At 33.6% G+C, this 16,957-nt stretch carries 16 protein-coding genes and 1 tRNA gene; 10 read left to right on the top strand and 7 right to left on the bottom strand.

Annotated elements, in window-relative coordinates; translation table 11 throughout:
• The first annotated feature begins 34 nt into the window (after window positions 1–34).
• From NU08_RS19860 to NU08_RS19845, 4 genes are all read left to right on the top strand, one after another.
• The gene (locus tag NU08_RS19860; RefSeq protein ID WP_129748804.1) at window positions 35–1,345 is read left to right on the top strand and encodes a TolC family protein; all 1,311 of its coding nucleotides are present in this window, start codon (window positions 35–37) and stop codon (window positions 1,343–1,345) included.
• Window positions 1,346–1,612: 267 nt separating this feature from the next.
• The gene (locus NU08_RS19855; RefSeq protein WP_129748803.1) at window positions 1,613–2,476 is read left to right on the top strand and encodes a bestrophin family protein; all 864 of its coding nucleotides are present in this window, start codon (window positions 1,613–1,615) and stop codon (window positions 2,474–2,476) included.
• Window positions 2,477–2,649: 173 nt separating this feature from the next.
• Window positions 2,650–3,642 (top strand): hypothetical protein, encoded by a 993-nt coding sequence (locus NU08_RS19850; RefSeq protein ID WP_129748802.1) that lies wholly within the window; start codon window positions 2,650–2,652, stop codon window positions 3,640–3,642.
• Window positions 3,643–3,821: 179 nt separating this feature from the next.
• On the top strand, window positions 3,822–4,745 hold the full coding sequence (locus NU08_RS19845; protein WP_129748801.1) for an AraC family transcriptional regulator: 924 nt from the start codon (window positions 3,822–3,824) through the stop codon (window positions 4,743–4,745).
• A 78-nt stretch (window positions 4,746–4,823) separates the two neighbouring features.
• Here the strand turns inward: NU08_RS19845 and NU08_RS19840 are convergent, their stop codons facing one another.
• The 3 genes from NU08_RS19840 to NU08_RS19830 form a co-directional block, all read right to left on the bottom strand.
• Complete coding sequence (locus NU08_RS19840; protein WP_129748800.1) at window positions 4,824–5,198, bottom strand: DUF779 domain-containing protein; 375 nt, start codon at window positions 5,196–5,198, stop codon at window positions 4,824–4,826.
• Between the two features lie 67 nt (window positions 5,199–5,265).
• Entirely contained in the window at window positions 5,266–6,300 is a 1,035-nt protein-coding gene (gene adhP / locus NU08_RS19835) for an alcohol dehydrogenase AdhP (protein WP_129748799.1), read from the bottom strand.
• A 64-nt stretch (window positions 6,301–6,364) separates the two neighbouring features.
• The gene (locus tag NU08_RS19830; RefSeq protein WP_129748798.1) at window positions 6,365–7,870 is read right to left on the bottom strand and encodes an aldehyde dehydrogenase family protein; all 1,506 of its coding nucleotides are present in this window, start codon (window positions 7,868–7,870) and stop codon (window positions 6,365–6,367) included.
• 274 nt (window positions 7,871–8,144) lie between these two features.
• Between NU08_RS19830 and pheT the strand changes: the two genes are divergently transcribed.
• Window positions 8,145–10,565, top strand: a complete 2,421-nt coding sequence (pheT, locus tag NU08_RS19825) for a phenylalanine--tRNA ligase subunit beta (RefSeq protein WP_129748797.1) — start codon at window positions 8,145–8,147, stop codon at window positions 10,563–10,565.
• A 175-nt stretch (window positions 10,566–10,740) separates the two neighbouring features.
• Here pheT and NU08_RS19820 read toward each other — a convergent pair whose 3' ends face one another.
• Entirely contained in the window at window positions 10,741–11,562 is an 822-nt protein-coding gene (locus NU08_RS19820) for an N-acetylmuramidase domain-containing protein (protein ID WP_129748796.1), read from the bottom strand.
• Window positions 11,563–12,000: 438 nt separating this feature from the next.
• Between NU08_RS19820 and NU08_RS19815 the strand changes: the two genes are divergently transcribed.
• The 4 genes from NU08_RS19815 to NU08_RS19800 all read left to right on the top strand — a co-directional run bounded on the left by NU08_RS19815 (window position 12,001) and on the right by NU08_RS19800 (window position 14,478).
• Entirely contained in the window at window positions 12,001–12,429 is a 429-nt protein-coding gene (locus NU08_RS19815; protein WP_119790865.1) for a hypothetical protein, read from the top strand.
• A gap of 6 nt (window positions 12,430–12,435) precedes the next feature.
• Window positions 12,436–13,083, top strand: a complete 648-nt coding sequence (locus NU08_RS19810) for a hypothetical protein (protein WP_066034705.1) — start codon at window positions 12,436–12,438, stop codon at window positions 13,081–13,083.
• A gap of 98 nt (window positions 13,084–13,181) precedes the next feature.
• Entirely contained in the window at window positions 13,182–13,838 is a 657-nt protein-coding gene (locus NU08_RS19805) for a sensor histidine kinase (RefSeq protein ID WP_242502607.1), read from the top strand.
• Window positions 13,828–14,478: a response regulator transcription factor gene (locus NU08_RS19800; protein ID WP_129748794.1), complete on the top strand. Its 651-nt coding sequence runs from the start codon at window positions 13,828–13,830 to the stop codon at window positions 14,476–14,478. Before NU08_RS19805 ends, NU08_RS19800 begins: the two co-directional genes overlap by 11 nt.
• Here NU08_RS19800 and NU08_RS19795 read toward each other — a convergent pair.
• Window positions 14,475–14,987: an adenine phosphoribosyltransferase gene (locus NU08_RS19795; RefSeq protein WP_129748793.1), complete on the bottom strand. Its 513-nt coding sequence runs from the start codon at window positions 14,985–14,987 to the stop codon at window positions 14,475–14,477. The two genes, NU08_RS19800 and NU08_RS19795, sit on opposite strands and share 4 nt — an antisense overlap.
• Before the next feature lie 114 nt (window positions 14,988–15,101).
• On the opposite strand from NU08_RS19795, the gene NU08_RS19790 reads away from it, so the two are divergent.
• A tRNA-Arg gene (locus tag NU08_RS19790) sits at window positions 15,102–15,178 on the top strand.
• Window positions 15,179–15,458: 280 nt separating this feature from the next.
• Here the strand turns inward: NU08_RS19790 and NU08_RS19785 are convergent.
• Entirely contained in the window at window positions 15,459–15,680 is a 222-nt protein-coding gene (locus NU08_RS19785) for a hypothetical protein (protein ID WP_129748792.1), read from the bottom strand.
• A 619-nt stretch (window positions 15,681–16,299) separates the two neighbouring features.
• Window positions 16,300–16,740, bottom strand: coding sequence for a hypothetical protein (locus NU08_RS19780; RefSeq protein WP_207214085.1), 441 nt, complete (start codon window positions 16,738–16,740; stop codon window positions 16,300–16,302).
• Window positions 16,741–16,957: the final 217 nt, after the last annotated feature.

The following is a 16,957-nucleotide window of genomic DNA, read 5'->3' as shown; positions in this document are numbered from 1 at the left end:
ACCAGAATATCATTTTTGGTTAAAGAAAATAAATATGAATATCAAAAAAACATATTGTACAGTACTAATCCTCTTCCTCTGCATCATTCAGGCAAAGGCACAGGAAGTTCTTACTATTGAACAAGCTATGACTATAGCTTTGGAAAATAATTTTGAGATTAAAATTGCTAAAAACAATTCCAAAATAAACGAAACAAACGTAACAATTGGAAATGCAGGAATGCTGCCAACAGCAACGGCAAATATTACAGACAATAATAGTCTTACCAATTCAACACAAGTTCGTCAGGATGGCACTTCCACTACATTAAATAATGCAAAAAATAACAGTTTGTCTTATGGTGTTAGTTTAGGATGGACTGTTTTTGACGGAATGAAAATGTTTGCCAAATTAGATCAGCTAAAAGAGCTTCAAAAATTGGGCGATGCTGAACTTAAAAGAACTATTTTGCTTAAAATAGCTCAGGTAAATTCGTCTTATTATGATTTGGTACAGCAACAGCAGCAATTGGCCGCATTAGATACTACAATTGTAATTTCTAATCAGCGTTTAACTTTAGCAAAAAATCGTTTCAGCATTGGAAAAGCTTCAAAACTAGAAGTTTTAAACGCACAAGTTGATTTAAATTCTGATCAGGTTGCTTTATTAAGACAAAAAGAATCTTATGCGAATGCTAAAATTTTATTGAACCAATACTTGGCTCGTGACCCAAAAATTGACTTCAAAGTTACAGACGAGGTAAAAGTGGACAATAAATTAGTTTTGGCTGATTTAATGGAATTGGCGCAAAAACAAAACCCTGGTTTAGAAACGCAAATAATCAATAAACGCATTGCCGAATTGCAATTGAAACAAGTAAAAGCTGATCGCTATCCTACTTTACGTTTAACAACAGGCTATAATTTCTCTGAAAGCCAATCGAGTTTAGGTTTTACCAGCGAAACGTCTTCAAAAGGTTTAAATTATGGCTTTAATGCTTCAATGAACATCTTTGACGGTTTCAATCAGCATCGTAATGAAAAGGTGGCCAAATTACAGATTGAAAACTCACAGATTGCTATCGAACAGCAAAACACCATTTTAAATACACAATTGAGCACTGCTTTTCAAACATATTTAACCAATTTAGAACTAATTGATCTAGAAGAAAACAATGAAACTATTGCTAGACAGAATTTAGAAATTACATTAGATAAATTTAAAATCGGAACTATTACAACGCTTGATTTTAGAACTGCTCAGCTGAATTATGTGAATGCTAAAGTTCGTTACAGCAATGCACAATATGAAGCAAAATTATCTGAAATTGCCTTAAAAGAATTAGCAGGAAATATTAATTTTTAGCTTTTCTAATTAAAAAACCACATATTATCTGCTGGATCTGCTAAATCTGCGTGAGAAAAATAGCTCGCAGATTTAGCAAATTCAGCAGATTTTTTTTAATTACCAAGAATCTCGAATTTCTAAAAGACTATCTTTTGCATAAGTACATGAGTAAATGTCTATGTCTATTTTAAATGAAATTAGAATGCCTAAATGAGCTAAAATATTTTCTTCCGTTTTGCGTTTAATAGGCGATTTTTAATTTAAATTTGTTCAAAACACATTTCAATGATTACATACAATACCAAAGATTGGTTTACATTTATTTTTCATTTTCATAAATCGGATACTGTTCGAAAACTGTTTACGATTATGATTGCAATTGGAATATATGCTGCAATAATATGTTATCTTGAACTTCATTATTTTAAAGTAACCAAAAACGATTATATTCATAATATTCCAATTATGCACGGAATGCTAGGATTTGTAATTTCTCTTTTGCTTGTTTTTAGAACTAATACCGCTTATGACAGATGGTGGGAAGGCCGAAAACTCTGGGGCGGACTTGTAAATAACAGCCGTAATTTTGCCATAAAACTCTCAGCCATTTTAAAAGATGAAAATGACAGAAAGTTTTTCAGAAAATATATTCCCATGTATGCTGATATTCTTCATCAGCATTTGAAAGATGAAGACACCAGCAAACAGCTTTTTGAAGATGTTGACTTGGAAATTGACCATCATAAGCACAAGCCAAATCAGCTGAAAAGAATCATGTATCATAAAATCAATGATTTGTATGAAGCTGGAAAAATAACTGGAGAACAATTAATTACTATAAATGACGAATTAGTTGCTTTTACAGATATCTGTGGAGCTTGCGAGCGTATCAAAAACACGCCTATTCCCTACTCTTACAGCGCTTTTATAAAGAAATTTATCTTCTTTTATACGATGACGCTCCCGTTTGGATATTCTGTTAGTTTAGGATATTTAGTTGCGCCTGTTGTCGTTTTTATCTTTTATGTTTTGGCCAGTTTAGAGCTTATTGCTGAAGAAATTGAAGATCCGTTTGGAAATGACGAAAACGACCTTCCTACGCGAAAAATATCCGAAAATATCAAAAAACACGTAGAAGAATTGATATAAAATTAAAAAACACTACAAAACACTGAAAAACATGCAGTTAAGCGACTAAATAACTCGTTGAACGGATATTTTTTGAAATCTAATAAATAAGTCATAAAATTTGTAATAGCAATTTAAACCCCCTTATTTAAAGCTACCCTTTAATTGTTACTAATTTTTAACTCCTTATTACGATGAAAAAAATTATTACACTTGTGGTTTTTGCTTTTCTGATTGTCAATTGTACCAACGAGCCTCTAAGTACAGACATTCAAACTGAGGCTAAACAATCGAATAGTTCAACTTCTGCTACTGCAAAAGGAACTTATTCAGAATGCGATCCAATATCAATTAACATTATGGCTGGCCAGTTTACTAACGCTGGAAAAATTTTAGTTGAAAATGACGCTACAAATCTCTACGTAACCTATTCTGCGCTTACAAATTGGTATTTTAGTGAACTTCATTTGTTTGTAGGGCCATATGCCAATGTACCGATAAAAAATGGAAATCCAATTCCTGGACAATTTCCATATAACAAATCTTTTAATCCATTAATTCAAAGTTATACTTTTACTATTCCCCTTTCTTCAATAATTCTAGATGACAATAGATGTTTATTTATTGCTGCTCATTCAAGCATGAAAAATATTGTAAACGGAAATGTCGTAAGAACAGAAACTGGCTGGGCAGGCGATATAAAATTCCCTGGAAAAAACTGGGCAACTTACTTTAAGTACTGCTTAAGAAACTGCGAAACTCCTCCACCAGTTACCAACTGCGATACAGCTTATATGTTCGGAAACAACACATTCATTGGCTTAGAAATTTCTGAAAAATGGGGATGGGCTACTTATTATGATAATGTTGCAGACGGCACTTATAACTACAACTTATATGCAGGTGCTGGACAAAACAATATTAATAATGGCTATTTAGCAGGAACGGTTACAATTGTAATTCAAGGCAGCAGTGTAAAAGTAACGATCAACGCTACTCATCCCGGAACAGTATTTACAGAAACTCATGTTTATTTGTCTGATGATAGGCCTGCTACTGCTGCACCAGGTCTATATGGCAATCAGCATACTTTAAACAATTCCACAACAGATAGTTATGATCTAACATACAGTGGAGACGGAAGCTTCTGGATAATTATTCATGCAGCAGTGTGTACCACCGATTAAATTGAATTAGAAATAGAAATAAGTGAAAAGAGAGGATTTTAATTCTCTCTTTTTTATTATAAAACATCTTCTTTCTTTTTTTAAACACAACCTTATACAAGTCATAAAAAAGGCTTAAATATTCATTCTGTATACATATTTTCATTAAATTTAAAGTCTCCACCAAAAACTTAAATTTAATGAACAGTCAACGATATTTAGTTAATCCGCTTCAATTATCGCAAGAGAAATCATTAAAAACTCTTGTAGAAAACAGAACGATCTACAACCTTAATAATTGTGAATTAAATTTATTTGAAACCTACGAATCAACTCAAAAAGTTCCTTTAAAATTTAATGATTTAGTGGTAACTAGTATGTTGAGAGGCAAGAAAATCATGCATCTTTTTGACGATCCTGAATTTGTTTATCTTCCAGGTGAAACGGTTATTGTTCCTTCAAATGTAGAAATGAAAATTGATTTTCCTGAAGCTTCAAAAAACAATCCCACACAATGCCTAGCATTAGCAATTGATCAGGATAAAATTGTTGAAATATTAAACTTCTTAAATGAACAATATCCGAAAGAAGGAACTAATATGTACTGGCAATTAAATTATCAAAACTATTTCTTTTACAATAATGTAGAAATGGCTGCTACAATTAATAAACTCATAAAAGAATGCATGAGCACTTCTGTAGCCAAAGATATTTTTGCAGATTTAACCTTAAAAGAATTATTGATTAGAATTATTCAAACTCAAACGGTAAAATCTATAGACGAAGGGAAATTTTTGGACGCAAACAATCCCATAAAAGAAGTTACAGAATATATCAAACAGAATCTGAAAGAAAATATGAACTTAAAATCACTTAGTGAAAAAGCCTGTATGAGCACCACTTCTTTCTACCGTTTCTTTAAACGCGAACTTGGAATGAGTCCGATTGAATATATTTTGAATGAGAAAATAAAATGCGCCAAAAATCTTTTGAAGAATCCAACTCTTCAAATTAACGAAGTCTGTTATTTAGCTGGCTTTGAAGATGCCAATTATTTTATTAGATTGTTTAAAAAATACGAGGGAATTACTCCAAAACAGTATCAGTTACTTTATATTAATTAAGATGCTAAGATCCTAAGGCTCTAAGATTCTAAGTTTTTTTTATCGGAGACTGAAAACTGTGACTGAGACTAAAAACTTCTACTCAATCCTTGTAACCGGCTCTAGATTCAACTCTTCTTCTGGGGCGAAAATTCTATATTCTATTTGAAATGTTTTCTTTAAAGGAGTTTCCAAAGAAAAACCACCAACTCCAAATGCATCAATTACAGTTAGAGTAAAATGCGCATGTTTCCAGTATTCGAATAAATCTTTGTCTACCCAAAATTCTGTGTCTTCAATTATACCAATGCAAACATCGCCTGTTCGCTGATAATAACCGCCTTTTTCAAAACACTGTGGTTGCGTGCCTTCACAGCATCCGCCTGCCTGATAAAACATCAGGTCACCGTGTTTTTCTTTCAGAACTTTAATCAGTTCAATGGCTTTTTCTGTAGCATCAATTCGTTTAATCATCACTTTCAAAATTAAAAAAAGCAGCAAATTCAATTAAGAATTTACTGCTTCAACATAAACTAACTATTTATGATTGTGCTATATCAAGCACAACTCTACCTTCTATTTCACCTTTTTTCATTTTGTCAAAAACATTGTTAATGTCTTCCAATCTTGTAGGTGTTACAGTAGCTTTGACTTTACCGTCAACGGCAAATTCAATCGCTTCTTTCATATCTTTTCTGGTTCCAACTATCGAACCTCTAATAGTGATTCTATTTAAAACAGTATCAAAAATTGACAAATCAAAATTACCTGGAGGAAGTCCGTTTAATGCCATTGTACCTTTTCTTCTCAATGTTTCAAGCCCTTGTTTGAAAGCAATTGGAGAAACTGCGGTAACCAACGCCCCATGCATTCCACCGACTTCTTTCTTTAAGAATTCTCCAGGATTTTGATTTTTAGCATTGACCACCAAATCGGCGCCTAATTTTTTTGCCAGTTCCAATTTATCGTCTCCAATATCAATAGCCACCACATTCATTCCCATAGCTTTTGCATATTGCACAGCAACGTGTCCTAAACCTCCAATTCCTGAAATTGCTACCCATTCGCCAGGTTTCACCTCAGTTTCTTTCAATCCTTTGTAAACTGTAACACCAGCGCATAAAATCGGAGCCATTTCGATAAAATTCACATTAGAAGGCAAAATTCCAACATATCTGGCATCTGCAATAACAAATTCTGCAAATCCGCCATCTACGCTGTAACCGCCATTCTGCTGGCTTTCGCATAAAGTTTCCCAGCCTGTAATGCAGTGATCGCAGCCTCCGCAGGCGCTATATAGCCAAGGCACACCAACAGCATCACCTTCTTTTACGTTTTTTACATCTGGCCCAACTGCTGCAACATAACCAACAGCTTCGTGTCCTGGAATTAAAGGCATTTTAGGTTTAACTGGCCAATCGCCTTCTACAGCATGTAAATCGGTGTGGCACACTCCGCTTGCAATTACTTTTACAAGAATTTCATTTCTACCTGGGCGTTTTACTTCGACTTCTTCAATTTTTAGAAGTGAACCAAATTCTCTCACGACCGCAGCTTTCATTGTTTTTGGAAGCATAATTCTATGGTTTTAAGAGAATAGAAAACTTATTGAGCTTTCTATTCTCAAGTTTATATTCTCTTTAGAAGAATCCTAATTTCTTTTTATCGTAAGAAATCAGCATGTTTTTGGTTTGGCGATATTGGCTTAGCATCATTTTATGGTTTTCACGACCAATTCCAGATTGCTTGTAACCTCCAAACGGAGCGCCAGCAGGATAAGAATGATATTGATTAATCCAAACACGACCAGACTGAATTGCTCTCGGAACCTGATAAATTTCGTGCGCATCACGTGTCCAAACTCCTGCACCTAATCCGTACATGGTATCATTGGCAATTTCAATAGCTTCTTCAGTAGTTTTGAAAGTGGTAACCGCTAAAACAGGTCCGAAAATCTCTTCTTGGAAAATTCTCATTTTGTTGTGACCTTTAAACAAAGTCGGTTTAATGTAATAACCGCCTTCTAAATCTCCACCCAATTTATTTTCGTCACCTCCAGTCAATAATTCTGCACCTTCTTCTTTTCCTAATTTGATATAGGACATGATTTTTTCTTTCTGAACAATCGAAGTCTGAGCACCAATCATAGTTGATTTGTCCAACGGATTTCCAGCTATAATGGCTTCAGTTCTTTCAATTACTTTTTTGATGAACTTGTCGTAAATATCTTCGTGAATTAATAATCTGGAAGGACAAGTACAGATTTCTCCTTGATTTAAAGCAAACAATACAGCACCTTCTACGGCTTTATCAAAGAAATCATCGTCATGATCTGCTACAGAAGGGAAGAAAATATTTGGTGATTTTCCGCCTAATTCTAAAGTTACCGGAATAATATTTTCTGTTGCATACTGCATCACCAAACGTCCTGTAGTAGTAGAACCTGTAAATGCAGCTTTTGATACTTTTTTATTGGTTACTAACGGACGTCCTAATTCGGCTCCAAATCCGTTTACAATATTTAAAACTCCAGGAGGAAGAATGTCGCCAATTAATTCCATTAAAACCATAATAGAAATCGGCGTGCTTTCAGCTGGTTTTAAGACGATTGTATTTCCAGCCGCAAGAGCTGGAGCAATTTTCCAGACTGCCATTAAAATTGGAAAGTTCCACGGAATAATCTGCGCTACAACTCCAATAGGTTCGCTTAACGCAATAGAAACCGTTTGCGAATCTAGTTCTGAAATAGCACTTTCTTCTGCACGAATTACACCTGCAAAATATCTAAAATGGTCAATTGCCAACGGAATATCAGCAGCAAGAGTTTCACGGATTGGTTTTCCATTATCTACCGTTTCAACTGCTGCAATATATTCTAAATTGTCTTCAATTTTCTGTGCAATCTTATTCAATAGAATACTTCTTTCCGTTACAGAAGTTTTTCCCCAAGTCTTAAATGCTTCATAAGCAGTATCTACAGCCAATTCTAGATCTTCTTTTCCAGAATGCGCTGCTTTTGTAAATACTTTTCCATCAATAGGAGAAACTACATCAAAGTATTCTCCTGTAATTGGTGCGGTAAATTTTCCACCAATATAGTTATCGTATTTTGCCTTAAATTCAGGTCTTTTTACTGCGGTACTCATAATATTCTTTTTTTGATTTACTCCAAATTTAGTTTCATAAAAAGAAACAGAATAGCACTTTTCATTCATCTTGTAGCACAAAAATTACACATTCGATTTTTTTAGACTTTTATAATAATCATTTAGCAAAATTTTAGTCGATAAATTGCTAAATAATTAGTAAGCAGCATTTTTCGGTCAATTAAAAACAACTAGAAAAAACTACTCAATTTTTTCCTACTCCAACGCGCAATCCTTATATTTGTAACCTCATACAAAGAATTAAAGAACTACAATGAAAATATCTTACAACTGGTTAAAACAATTTATTAAAACAGATTGGACATCTGAGCAGACTTCTGAATTACTAACAGATTTAGGTTTAGAAGTTGAAGTTGTCGAAAAATATGAATCTATTAAAGGAGGCTTGGCAGGCGTTGTTGTTGGACACGTTTTGACTTGCGAAAAACATCCTGATGCTGATAGATTGAAAGTTACTACAGTTAATATTGGTTTAGAAGCTCCTGTACAAATTGTATGCGGCGCTGCAAATGTGGCTGAAGGACAAAAAGTGCCAGTTGCTACCATTGGAACCGTTTTATACGATAAAGAAGGTGCAGAATTTACCATTAAAAAAGGAAAAATCCGTGGACAGGAAAGTCACGGAATGATCTGTGCTGAAGATGAATTAGGTTTAGGAACCAGCCATGACGGAATTATGGTTTTGGCAGAAGATTTAGTTCCAGGAACTCCTGCATCTGAAGTTTTCCAAATTGCAAATGATGAAGTTTTTGAAATCGGATTGACGCCAAACCGTGCCGATGCAATGAGCCATTTTGGAACTGCTCGTGATTTAAGAGCGGGAATGCTGCAACGCGGTGTAAACGTAGAATTGATTACGCCTTCTGTAAGCAATTTTAGAGTGGACATGCGTACGCTAAAAATCGACGTAAACGTTGAGGACAATCATTTAGCTCCAAGATATTGCGGTGTAACTATCTCTGGAATTTCTGTTCACGAATCTCCAAGCTGGTTACAAGACCGTTTAAAAGCTATCGGATTAACGCCAAAAAATAATATTGTTGACGTTACTAATTATGTTTTACACGAATTAGGACAGCCTTTACACGCTTTTGATGCTGCGAAAATCAACGGAAAAATCATTGTAAAAACAGTTGAAGAAGGAACTAAATTTGTAACTCTTGATGATGTTGAGAGAACGCTTCACAAAGAAGATTTAATGATTTGCGACGAAAAAGGTCCGCTATGCATTGCTGGAGTTTTTGGAGGTAAAAAATCTGGAGTTTCTGAAGGGACAACATCTATCTTCTTAGAAAGTGCTTATTTTGATCCAGTAAGCATTCGTAAAACAGCAAAAAGACATCAATTGAGCACAGATGCTTCTTTCAGATTTGAAAGAGGAATTGACCCAACTATCACAGAATATGCATTGAAACGTGCAGCACTTTTAATTCAAGAAGTAGCTGGCGGAAAAATCACTTCTGATGTTGTGGAAGTGTATCCTAAAAAAGTGGAAGATTTCTCTGTTTTATTGAATTTTAGCCATGTTTCTAAAATCATCGGACAAGAAATTCCAAAAGATACCATCAAAAAAATCTTGGTTTCTTTAGACATTAAAGTAAACAGCGTTTCTGATACCGGTTTAGGTTTAACAATTCCAGCATATCGCGTTGATGTTCAACGTGAAATTGACGTAATAGAAGAAATTCTGAGAGTTTATGGTTATAACAACATTAATTTCTCTAAGAAATTTAATGCTACGGTAGCAAATTCGCCAAGAACAGAAGATTACAAAGTTCAGAATGTAATTGCTTCTCAATTGAATTCACAAAGCTTCCACGAAATGATGGCCAATTCATTGACAACTGCAGCTTACGCGAAATTATCTGCTTCTTTAAAAGAAGAACACAATGTATCGATGTTGAATCCGTTGAGCAGTGACTTAGCAACACTTCGCCAGTCTTTATTGTTTTCTGGCTTAGAAGCGGTTTCATACAACATTAATAGAAAAAATTCGGATTTAAAATTATTTGAATTCGGAAAAACCTATCATAAGTATTTAAACGGATACGAAGAGCATAAACACCTTTCTTTATTGATTTCTGGAAACAGAAACAAAGAAAGCTGGACAAATCCGCAGAAAACAACAGATTTCTTCTTGCTGAAAGGATATGTAAAAGCGATTTTATCTCGTTTGGGAATTGAAAAAATTTCGAATGCGCCTGTTCAGTCAGATGTTTATTCTGAAGGAACAGCGATTACTTACAACAATGATATTTTAGTTGAAATGGGTGTTATTAAAAAGCCTATTTTGAAGCATTTCGGCATTAAACAAGATGTTTATTATGCTGATTTTAACTGGGATTTAGTTCTAAAAATAATTACAGGAAAAATTAAGTATTCTGAAATTCCTAAATATCCAGAAGTCCGTAGAGATTTAGCTTTATTAATTGACCAAAACACTACTTACGAAAGCATTTTCAACTTAGCAAAACAAACTGAGAAAGCGCTTTTAAAAGACATTAATTTATTTGATGTTTATCAAGGAGACAAATTGCCAGAAGGAAAAAAATCGTACGCTTTGAGTTTTACTATTCAAGACAATACTAAAACATTAACTGACGCTCAAATCGACAAAATCATGTCTAAATTACAACAGACATTTGAAACTGAGCTTGGAGCGAGTTTAAGATAAAATCTCGTTATATTAATATACAAACCCGACTTGTTTTTGAAAGAACTAGTCGGGTTTTGTTTTTTGCTTTAGGTTTCAGGTTTCAAGTTGATATACTTTGAGTATAGTTTTACCGCAGAGAGCGCTAAGATTTACGCAAAGTTTCGCAAAAGGCTAAATTCTCAATTTTTAATTCTCACGCATATTTATGATACGCTTTCATCAGCTTTTCATCATATTTATTGGTTTTATAGGCTGGTCCGTTGTATTTTAAAGCAAACGATGCCCAATTCTTGCTTCGCAGCAATCCAATCAGATTATTTTTCTCAAGAAATCGTCCGAAGGCTTTTAGATGTTCTCCTTCGTTAAGATTCATTTTATCTACAAATTCATCAATACTGCTATATCCGATAGAGACCGCATTAAAGCCCATAATTTGAAAAAGTCCCCAAGAAGCTGAACAATTTGCCGCATCGGCAATTTTTTTGTCTGAGCCGAGCTTTTTTGCCTTTTCTAAGCGTACATATTCTGCTGTGCCACCAACATAATACTTCTTAGTATATTTTTCGAATAAAATGTCCTGTGTATTGGCATTCACATACGTTTTCGGATCGATATTTCTTTTCTTCAATTCATTCCAAAAAATATGTCCTTCAAATAAAATCTTCGGACGTCCGTCAATTAAAAAGCCTTTTCCGTTGCTTTCTACTTCGTTTACAGCTTTTACAACAGCAAGTTCTAATTTAAACTGATTCGAAAAATCAATTAAATCCTGCTCAGACAATAATTTATTGTTTGCCTGAAAACCATTCTTACTTTTCTCTAAAAGTGTCGACCACGTTTTAAGTCCCACTACTCCATCAACCACAAGATTGTTTTTTAACTGAAAATCTTTGATTGCTTTATCTGTTTCCTTTCCGAAATAATCGGAAACAATTACACTGTATTTTAATTTAGCCAAAAGCTCATTTAAGTAATAAACTTCGGGAGATTTTGTTCCTGCTTTAATAGTTCTCATTAGGTTTGTTTTTGGTGATAATTGATGCTTGAAGAAATAAAAACATCTTTTTACAATTGACGTACTGTAAAATAAGAGCAGTATTGTTCGTGATACTTTTATGGAAATTGAACAATATAAGGGTCGAGAATTGAGATATAGATTGCAAAACAGCCAACTAAACTCAGAACTAATATCGGTTGCAATATGTTCTCAAAAAATAAGCACTAACAGCCAACATTTTTGAATGCCTGTTTTATCTCAAAACTGGCGATGTAAAATTATATTTTTACAAAATACTAAACAACAGCACTTTAACCCGATTTTTTAAATAATTTTACCTAAACAAAAAAGGGTATATTTCCCCTTGCCGGAATTTTCTGTTTCAGATAATTTTACCTTGTAAACAACTCAAAAATCTGTTAACTAAACATTTAAACCAATTAACAATAAAAAACTATGAAAAATCCACCCGCAAAGCCTAGCCAATTAATTACAAAAGAATTTGCTAGACAATTAAATTCAAATTACAACAATAAAAGAGCTTCTCTTGTTGCTGGGAAAGAAGAAAAAGAAGATGCCAATGCTATTTGGTATTCTTTAGAAGAATTGGAAAACTATATACATTATATAAAAACTAACGGCGCAAAAGACGGCTACAATGTTGACGGAATCCGTTTTTATTTTGGAGTTTATCCAGATGATGAAAAGCATGGAGAAAAAGCAGGTTTAACTACCTTATTTTTAGTTCCTACAGGCAAAAAAGCAGAAAAGAATACAGAAGCTCAAAGTTTTGCTTTAATGAGAGAAGCTGCTTCTTCAGACATAGAAAGCCTAGATCCAATGAATTACGGAAACATCGGAAGACCGCCAAGCTTAATTTACTAAAAAAAAATGTTCGAATTTTTAAGATCTTATATCATTTATATGGCTTTATTGTCAGGAACGATTGGTTTGTTTGCACTGCCAAAACTTCCTAGCAATAAAGCTAAATTTTTAGTACTTTTAATCTGGTTTTCTATCGTAATCGAAATTATAGGCTATTATTTCACCGAATGGACGGGTTTGCTGAATTTTTACGTTTATAATTTCTACATGCTCGCCAGCCTTTCTGCCTATATTTTACTTCTAAGAGCCTTATTGACTAAAAAAGATCATAGAATTTCGGCTATTCTTTTTTTAATTCTGTTTATTGTTTCTTTCTTTTTAAATATTTTATATTTCAAAGAAGACATAAACCGTTCTTATACCTATAGTTTTGCAATTGGTGTATTAGTAGTTTTAATATTATCCTGTCTGTACCTGATCGAGATATTCAATTCAGAAAAAATATTGAATTTTAAAAAATCGGTTTTTTTCTGGTATATACTCGGCATACTTGTTTTTCATGTTCCTTTTACACCCTTTATGCTGGCTATCAATTGGTTTCTAATCAAGCAGGACGATTCTATCTTTAGTTTGGTCTTGTTTATTCTAAATTTTCTGGCGCATAGCTGTTTTATTATTGGATTTATATGGAGCGAAAAGAAATACAACTATTAGTTATTTCCCTGGGTATTGTTTTCTTTACCCTAATCGTTATTTTGCTTGTAATTTTCTTCTATTTTTTAAAGAAAAAAAATAAGTTTTTAGTAGAAAAAATGGAAGCTGATTTGTATTTCCAATCTGAATTGGTGAAAACAAGAATTGAAATAAAAGACCAGACTTTATCAGAAATCAGCAAGGAACTGCATGATAATATTGGACAAATTATTTCGGTTGCTATTATGCAGCTTAATATCTGCATTAGCAGCAAGGATGTCCAAATGAACGAACTTAAAGATTTAAAAACTCTTCTAGCAAAATCTTTAGACGAATTACGAATTCTTTCAAGAATTATCAATAAAGACAATTTACTTCAAAACAACTTTCTCGAAGCTATTCAGCAGGATTTAGAAAGGATTAAAAAGCTCAAAAAAATTAAATTCAATTTTAACCAAATTGGAGCAGTTCCTACAATAAATAAAGAGCACGAACTCATTATTTACCGAATTTTCCAAGAAGCGCTTCACAACAGCTTAAAACATTCTAGAAGCGATTTATTTGACTTTCATATCGAAACCACTGATTCTCTTTTTATATTAAAATTAAAAGACTTTGGAATTGGTTATGATCTAGAAAAGTCAAATTCAGGAATCGGACTAAATAATATGAAATTAAGAGCCAAACTTATTGGCGCCGAATTAATTTTAAATTCAGACAGCACCGGAACCAGTGTTACTATCGAATATCCTTTAACCCAAAACCATGAAGACTAACTCTAAAAGAAAAATAATAATTGTAGACGATCATTTGCTTTTTTCCCAGTCGCTCGAACTGCTGATTAAAAGTTTTGGCGATTATGAAGTTATAGAACGTTTTGAAAACGGAAAGGTTTTTATAGACTATCTGGAACAAAATAATTCTACTGAAATTGATCTTATTTTATTGGATGTAAATATGCCTGTTCTCGATGGATTAAGTACAATGCAATGGCTTAAAGACAATAGACCTGATCTAAAAGTAATTGCTTTGTCTGTTAATGATGACGAAGAAATTATTATTAAGATGATTACAAACGGAGCAAAAGGTTATCTGCTGAAAGATACTTCGCCTGAAATTTTTAAAGAAGCAATCGAATGTGTCATCGAAAAGGGTTTCTATTTTACCGAGCTTGTTTCTGGAATGCTGATTAATAAAGTCAACAGTGATAACAAAAAGATCTGTTTAAAAGAAAAAGAGATTGTTTTTATCAAACACGCGTGTACCGAAATGACGTATAAAGAAATCGCATCAGAAATGTGTCTAAGCCCCAAAACCATTGACGGCTATAGAGAATCGCTTTTTGATAAATTGGAAATAAAAACCCGAATCGGACTAGTGCTTTATGCTATTAAGCATAAAATTGTTTTTGTTTAATATGTCAAAGCTGCAAAAACAGGGTATGCCGCAATTTTTTCTCTTCCGTTAAGAAAAGTCAGTTCCATCAAGAAATTGCATTGCACGATTTCGCCTCCTAGTTTTTCAACTAATTCGCAAACTGCTTTTGCGGTTCCTCCAGTTGCCAATACATCGTCATGTATTAAAACTCGGTCGCCTTTTTTTATGGCATCGGTATGCATTTCAAGACTGTCAGTTCCATATTCTAATTCATAAGAAGCTGAAATGGTATCAAACGGAAGTTTTTTGGGTTTCCTTACGGGAACAAATCCAGCAGTTAATTCTTGAGCAAGCAGCATTCCGAAGAAGAAACCACGTGATTCTGCACCAACAACCTTGTCTATTTTTTGATTTTCTAAAGAGTTCACCAAAATTCTTAAGCAATTTGTTCGCGCTTCAGGGTCAATTAGCAAAGGAGTTATATCTTTAAACAAAATTCCTTCTTTTGGAAATCCCTGAATATCACGTATATAATTTTCAATCTTCATTTTTTTTTATTTTTCTGTTATTTTTCGCTTGTATATCTCACTTTTATGTCTATCTTTGCACCCGCAATAAGCAATCAACAAAGCTACAAAAAAATAGCTAATTGATAACAAAAAGGCCTCGTGGCGCAACTGAATAGCGCATCTGATTACGGCTCAGAAGGTTACAGGTTTGAATCCTGTCGAGGTCACCACAGTGCCAAATGGCGCCAATTGAAGACAATTGGCGCCATTTTTTTTCAAATAATATAATCAAATACAATAAATTTATATCATTCAGGCATTTTTAGTAACTTTAAAACAAAGAAAACAACTCCATAAAAACATCTTAATATATCTAAGTTTATAAATCGATAATTAAACAGGATTCCAGCGCTAAAAATATAAATTAAATTATAAGTATGCATATTTCAAACTGTTCTTAATTCCTGTTTGATATCAGGCTTTTGAAATTGCCATATTCCCTTGCATGGACTAATATTCTATATTCAGCTCATCGACTGTGATTGCGCTTGTAGAGATTCCTTGTTCGCTTATCAGGACGATGTATCCCCAATTGCTCACTTTATTACGTTTCAGGTCATTGACAGTTTTTGAAACTTCCAAAGTATCGGGAAACTGTTTGGAATATTTGGATGCGGCTTCCTCTTTGCTAACAAACTTGCCGTCAAAAAATGCTTTAATGATTATCTTCATAGAACTTTTTTTATTTTATAAATAATCTGTTGAGGGAATTCAAAGTCGTTTATTTGCTTTTACTTCAAGTGTTCTCCATAAAACTTGCATTAAAAACTCCCTTCCAAATTATTTCTTCATTCGACTAATTATAAAAACCCAGCATTTTTTAATATAAAAAATAATTAAAAATGCCAATAAAGGACAAGTATTAATAAGAACACAGCTGCCAAACTGCCGCCGTGAGAAATCCCCATTGCTAGTTCTTTTTTGGTGTCCCGTAACATAAGTTTTCGTGCTTTTTTTACCAGTCATTTTTTAGCCTGCCTTGGAGACACTTTCTCGGAAGAGGTTGTTTGAACATATGTACTACAGCAGCTAAGGCCAATCATTAGAAGCGCAATAGCGTGGACTGCCAAATTAAGATCTATTGTTTTTCCTGATTTGCACAAAATTCATTCAAAACCTTAATTATCAAACAAAGAAAGTAATTTAATCGGCCGATATTAATTAAAGTGCAGTTTATAAACAGTCCGAAGGCGTGTTTTAATCTGTTATGCTATTACTATGTTCAAAAAAAGCCAAACCTTAAAATTCCGTTCAAGTAAAACTAATTCATAAATATTAAAAGCTTACGCATTTACAGTTTCAGTGTCAGTCCTATCCCAGGAGAAAATCCTGAAACATTCCCGCCTCCGATTTCTACATAAACTCCCCACTTATCATTCCAAAACCATCTTCCTCCTATCTGCAGTCCTACATTAAAATCGCTTCCATCATGGCCGTTATTGTCATGGTCGTCTCTCAAATCGAAAGAATAGCCTACGTTAGCTCCGCCATATACGTCCCAGGCATCATCAGTAATGCCAAATACATGATCGAAATAATAATTTCCCTTGACTCCTGCATTGAGCCAATCAAGATCCAAAGTTGTCCCTACTCCAGGAGCTATGGTTATGTCCCTGTGGACCGGTATTTCATAATTAATGCCTATAAGTCCAAAATTTATCTCTTTTCTGGCCTGCGCAAATACACTTGCGAAACATAATAATGTAAAAATCGATAGAGTACTCTTTCTCATATTTTTTCTTTTTAAATGTTACACTCAAATTTAATTAAATTTATTAAATAAAACCTTAAAAAACACACCTACACAATACATTATCAACAAATTGGGACAAAAATATTCCCTGTCAGAGATTTCAGATATTGCCAATCTTAGCAAATGCTTTTAGATGCAGATAAACATTGAATTGCTATGATAACGTCTTTGCTAAGAGCGTCCTTCATAGATATAA

The organism is Flavobacterium anhuiense, from assembly GCF_004151235.1.
GTDB classification, from domain to species: domain Bacteria; phylum Bacteroidota; class Bacteroidia; order Flavobacteriales; family Flavobacteriaceae; genus Flavobacterium; species Flavobacterium anhuiense_A.
The sequence above is the reverse complement of the archived record's forward strand: the minus strand, read 5'-3'. Positions and strand labels throughout refer to the sequence as shown.

What these genes read in the sequence shown, in the direction of transcription:
- NU08_RS19805 (WP_242502607.1), top strand. Translation starts at nt 13,182, where the DNA reads ATGGAAGCTGATTTGTATTTCCAATCTGAATTGGTGAAAACAAGAATT.
- NU08_RS19840 (WP_129748800.1), bottom strand. Translation starts at nt 5,198, where the DNA reads ATGATTAAACGAATTGATGCTACAGAAAAAGCCATTGAACTGATTAAA.
- NU08_RS19815 (WP_119790865.1), top strand. Translation starts at nt 12,001, where the DNA reads ATGAAAAATCCACCCGCAAAGCCTAGCCAATTAATTACAAAAGAATTT.
- adhP (WP_129748799.1), bottom strand. Translation starts at nt 6,300, where the DNA reads ATGCTTCCAAAAACAATGAAAGCTGCGGTCGTGAGAGAATTTGGTTCA.
- pheT (WP_129748797.1), top strand. Translation starts at nt 8,145, where the DNA reads ATGAAAATATCTTACAACTGGTTAAAACAATTTATTAAAACAGATTGG.
- NU08_RS19820 (WP_129748796.1), bottom strand. Translation starts at nt 11,562, where the DNA reads ATGAGAACTATTAAAGCAGGAACAAAATCTCCCGAAGTTTATTACTTA.
- NU08_RS19795 (WP_129748793.1), bottom strand. Translation starts at nt 14,987, where the DNA reads ATGAAGATTGAAAATTATATACGTGATATTCAGGGATTTCCAAAAGAA.
- NU08_RS19855 (WP_129748803.1), top strand. Translation starts at nt 1,613, where the DNA reads ATGATTACATACAATACCAAAGATTGGTTTACATTTATTTTTCATTTT.
- NU08_RS19850 (WP_129748802.1), top strand. Translation starts at nt 2,650, where the DNA reads ATGAAAAAAATTATTACACTTGTGGTTTTTGCTTTTCTGATTGTCAAT.
- NU08_RS19800 (WP_129748794.1), top strand. Translation starts at nt 13,828, where the DNA reads ATGAAGACTAACTCTAAAAGAAAAATAATAATTGTAGACGATCATTTG.
- NU08_RS19845 (WP_129748801.1), top strand. Translation starts at nt 3,822, where the DNA reads ATGAACAGTCAACGATATTTAGTTAATCCGCTTCAATTATCGCAAGAG.
- NU08_RS19785 (WP_129748792.1), bottom strand. Translation starts at nt 15,680, where the DNA reads ATGAAGATAATCATTAAAGCATTTTTTGACGGCAAGTTTGTTAGCAAA.
- NU08_RS19810 (WP_066034705.1), top strand. Translation starts at nt 12,436, where the DNA reads ATGTTCGAATTTTTAAGATCTTATATCATTTATATGGCTTTATTGTCA.
- NU08_RS19830 (WP_129748798.1), bottom strand. Translation starts at nt 7,870, where the DNA reads ATGAGTACCGCAGTAAAAAGACCTGAATTTAAGGCAAAATACGATAAC.
- NU08_RS19860 (WP_129748804.1), top strand. Translation starts at nt 35, where the DNA reads ATGAATATCAAAAAAACATATTGTACAGTACTAATCCTCTTCCTCTGC.
- NU08_RS19780 (WP_207214085.1), bottom strand. Translation starts at nt 16,740, where the DNA reads ATGAGAAAGAGTACTCTATCGATTTTTACATTATTATGTTTCGCAAGT.